This window comes from Mesorhizobium sp. M4B.F.Ca.ET.089.01.1.1, assembly GCF_004022605.1.
GTDB classification, from domain to species: Bacteria; Pseudomonadota; Alphaproteobacteria; order Rhizobiales; family Rhizobiaceae; genus Mesorhizobium; species Mesorhizobium abyssinicae.
In genome coordinates, this window is the sequence record NZ_RZOS01000519.1 from 1 (window position 1) to 3,577 (window position 3,577).

General features: G+C 65.6%; 4 protein-coding genes and 1 pseudogene. 1 reads left to right on the forward strand and 4 read right to left on the reverse strand.

Annotated elements, in window-relative coordinates:
* The 3 genes from EN780_RS29760 to EN780_RS29770 form a co-directional block, all read right to left on the reverse strand.
* The coding region (locus tag EN780_RS29760; protein ID WP_128276080.1) for an AAA family ATPase at positions 1 to 379 on the reverse strand (379 nt) is incomplete at its 3' end.
* The gene (locus tag EN780_RS29765; protein WP_128276081.1) at positions 366 to 1,577 is read right to left on the reverse strand and encodes a DUF4350 domain-containing protein; all 1,212 of its coding nucleotides are present in this window, start codon (positions 1,575 to 1,577) and stop codon (positions 366 to 368) included. The genes EN780_RS29760 and EN780_RS29765, both read right to left, overlap by 14 nt.
* On the reverse strand, positions 1,574 to 2,206 hold the full coding sequence (locus EN780_RS29770) for a DUF4129 domain-containing protein (protein WP_128276082.1): 633 nt from the start codon (positions 2,204 to 2,206) through the stop codon (positions 1,574 to 1,576). The genes EN780_RS29765 and EN780_RS29770 overlap by 4 nt, the downstream gene beginning before the upstream one ends.
* A 145-nt stretch (positions 2,207 to 2,351) precedes the next feature.
* Here EN780_RS29770 and EN780_RS29775 point away from each other — a divergent pair, with 145 nt between their 5' ends.
* Entirely contained in the window at positions 2,352 to 3,140 is a 789-nt protein-coding gene (locus EN780_RS29775; protein WP_128276083.1) for a hypothetical protein, read from the forward strand.
* Positions 3,141 to 3,262: 122 nt separating this feature from the next.
* On the opposite strand, the pseudogene EN780_RS29780 reads toward EN780_RS29775, so the two are convergent.
* Positions 3,263 to 3,577: pseudogene (locus tag EN780_RS29780) on the reverse strand (hypothetical protein); the annotation flags it as partial.

The window sequence follows — 3,577 nt, forward strand, 5'->3', positions numbered from 1 at the left end:
CCTGCATGGCTTCCAGCAGGGCGGCCTGCGTCTTCGGCGGCGTGCGGTTGATCTCGTCGGCAAGCAGCAGGTCGCAGAAGATCGGACCGCGCGTCAGCGTGAACTGGCCGGTCTGGAAATTGTAGATGTTGGAGCCGACGATATCGCCGGGCATCAGGTCCGGCGTGAACTGGATGCGTCCATAGGCGACGCCGAGCGCCTGCGCGAAGCAGCGCGCTGTCATGGTCTTGGCGGTCCCCGGCGGCCCTTCGAGCAAAATATGCCCGCCGGCGAACAGGGCGGTCAGCATCAGGTCGACCGTGTCGCGCTGGCCGGTGATCGCTTTCGCCACTTCTTCCCTGATCGCTGTCGCCAGGGCCTTTACATCATCGACGTTCACCGAGCCTCCTTGCCGTCCAGTCGTGCAGCCGCTCTGCTGCCTCATGCATGTCCGCCAGCGAACTGGCATTGTCCGCGGCCTTGAGCCGCGTCGTGAACCCCTGAGCCTCGCCCTTGTCGCGGGAATCGAGCCAGCGGTCGAGCGCCTCGCCCTGCAGACCGTGCGGCGCGCCGAGCAGCGCGCCGGCGCGCTGCCGCATCAGCGCGCCATAGCGGTCGCCCAACTCGTCCAGCCGTCCAGCGCGCTTGAACAGCATCGCCGTGGTGTCGACCAGCGCCCGCTTGCCGAAAGCGATCGCCCGGCCCTCGGCGCGCGGCGGGCCGAAACGGCCAAGCCCGTGCAGGAAGGCCAGCGCAGCGGCGGCCAGGATCGACAGCGTCAGCGCCAGGAAGGGCGGCTCGACCAAAAGCTTGGCGAGATCGTATTTGCGCCCGGCGCCGTGCAGCGTGAGGTCGAACATCACGGCGCCCTTGCCGGGCTCAAGCATGGCGATCAGATCGAGCGCCGCCCTGGCCCTGTCTGGATCCTTGAGCGCTGCGTTGTTGATGAGGTCCGGATCGGTCAGGATGTAGAATGGCTTGTCGTCGAGTTCGGTGAGAACGCCCTTGCCGTTGCCGGCCGAGATCAGCGGATGATCGTCGGCCACCCATTGCATGTCTTCCGGCGCGGCAACGAGATGGCCGTTGATGTCGAGTTGCTCGACCGTGCTCTTTCCTTCGCCAAGCTTTGCCTTGCCGATCCGGCCCAGCCATTGGTTCACGGCCGTAGCGGGCAGCCGCTCGATCTTGATATCCCAGCCTTCATGCTGCTCGAGCGGCATGGTCTGCCATTTGGGCAGCACGAACAGCGTGGCCTTGTCTTCGCGGAGCTTGACGATGCGGTCGAGCGCGGCTGGGTCGCCGTCGGGCGAAATGGTGACGATCAGCAGGAAGCCGGACATCAGGCCGGTGCTGAGGTCCTCCTCGCTGCGCGCCATCGGCGAAGGAGTCCCGGTCAGCTTGAGCCATTCCACCAGCCCCGCATAGCCGGAGCCGCCCTTGGACAGCGGCGTCGCGCCGCCGCCGGGTTGGCGAAAATCCGGCGCATAGGTCGACAGCAGAAAGAACCCCGCCGCCGCGAACAGGCTGGCGAAAATGCCCCAGAACAGCGTCCTGCGGCTGAACGGTTCCTGTGCCGTCTCGGCCGCGGGCGCGCTCATGCCCAGGCATCCCGGAAGGCGAACCGCTCATAGGCGCCGCGCGCCTGCTGCCAGCCTTCGGCGCCGACCGGCCGGCGGGCGAACAGTGCCGCCTCTACGATGCGTGCGATCTCGCTGAACGCGCCGCGTGGCCGCGCCGGCAGGGAAGGAGCATTGGCGATGTCGCGCGCCGTCAGCGAGGGACGCAGGAAGTCGGGCAGGCGCCCGGCTATGTCGGCGACGCTGCGACGAAGCAGGAGATGGACCGCCTCGTCATAGTCGCCGCGCGCCGCGAGCGCGTCGGCCTCCGACAGCAGGATCTGCGCCGTCGCGGCATCGGGGCGCCATTCCTCCTGCGCCTCGGCTTCGCCGCGGGAGCGTCGCCACGGCAGGCGCCAGGCGATGCCTTTCATTTCGAGGACGATCAGGAACAGGATGATCACGGCGCCCGATATGACCGCGCCCCAGAACAGGTAGATCATATAGGGGCCGAGCTGCGACAGGAAATCCAGCAACGGCTTCAGCCAGGCCGGCGGTTGGGGTTGCGCGAAGGCCGGCAGGTCGAACTGGATGGACGTATCGGCCAGCAGCTGCTTGTGCACTTTCGCCAGCCATTCGGCGTCCACTGTGCCCGGCTGTGCAACTGCCACCCGCTCGCTCCCCCGTAAACCCGCCGCGCCGACACTGGCAACGCGACACAACAATTGCAAGTAGGCTAGACGCTAAGTGTTAATCTTGTCACATTTACTGTCATGCGAACCAGCCATTATGCGGCTGTGGTTAAGGGGGCAGACTATGACTTCGACGACACTGGCACGGCCAGAGAAATTCCAGATCGGCAAGGTACTCAACAACAGCTTTGCCGTCATCAATCGCAATATCGGTCTTTGCCTGGGGCTTGCCGCGCTGTTCTCGGGGCTGCCGACATTCGTTTTCCAGTTCTGGAACGAGGTGCGAATGGGCGGCCTGGCGGCTGGCGATCCGGCGGCGCTGGCTATGGCCGATCCCGCCACCATGTTCCGCGATTCGATGCTGACCCTGGTCTTCGCGATGCTCTATTTCATCCTGTCGCTGCTGCTGCAGTCGGCGCTGGTCAGGGCAACGATCGAGGACATGAACGGCAAGAAGCCGACCTTCGGGGATTGCATCCAGATCGCGCTCCGCTGCCTGCTGCCGACCATAGGCATCGGATTGATGGTTGCCCTCGGCGCCGGCCTCGCCTCGATAGCGCTGCTGGTGCCTGGCATCATCCTGTGGCTTGGCTGGTCGGTGGCGGTGCCCGCCCTGGTGCAGGAGAGGCTCGGCGTCTTCGGCTCCATGTCGCGCAGCCGTGCGCTCACCAAGGGCAGCCGCTGGGCGCTGTTCGGCCTCTTCCTGATCCTCATCCTGATCGCCTTTGGCATCCAGATGGTGCTCGGCACGGTCGTGCTGCTCTTTGGCGGATATATCGCCATTGTCCTCGGCGCTGTGGTCTCGGCGTTCATGTCGACGCTGATGTCGATTGCCTCCGCGGTCACCTATGTCGAGTTGCGCCAGGTCAAGGAAGGCACCAGCGTAGAGGATCTGGCGGAAATCTTTTCCTGACGGAGAAGATCGCCGCCTTCACCACATGATGGAGGCGGCGTCGTCGGAGACCTTGCCGGCGCCGCCATCGGCGAGCGCCTCGGGCCGCCTGCTCGGCAGGCACCGCTGTGCAAGCAGCCTTCTCACGGTTCCAAGGCCTTGAGCGCCGCCGGAACCGGATAGCGGTTGCCGTCAAAGCGGAGCCGGTAGGTTCGTTTCACAGGCTTGCCGGGGTGCGACTGGCATTCGCCCTTCGTGTCGAGGGCGGGCTCGTCGGTATCCCTCCGCTCGACCACGCTGATGTCGCGATAACCGTGGTGGCTCGCCGATCGCATCGACAGGCCGGCCTTGCTGGAATGAAAGGATCCGGCGCAATTGGCGTCGCCTTCGCCGCCATAGCTGTCGACGACGAGGCCGTCGAGCACCAGGCGCAGCCCATCGCGGGTGAGGGCATAGAG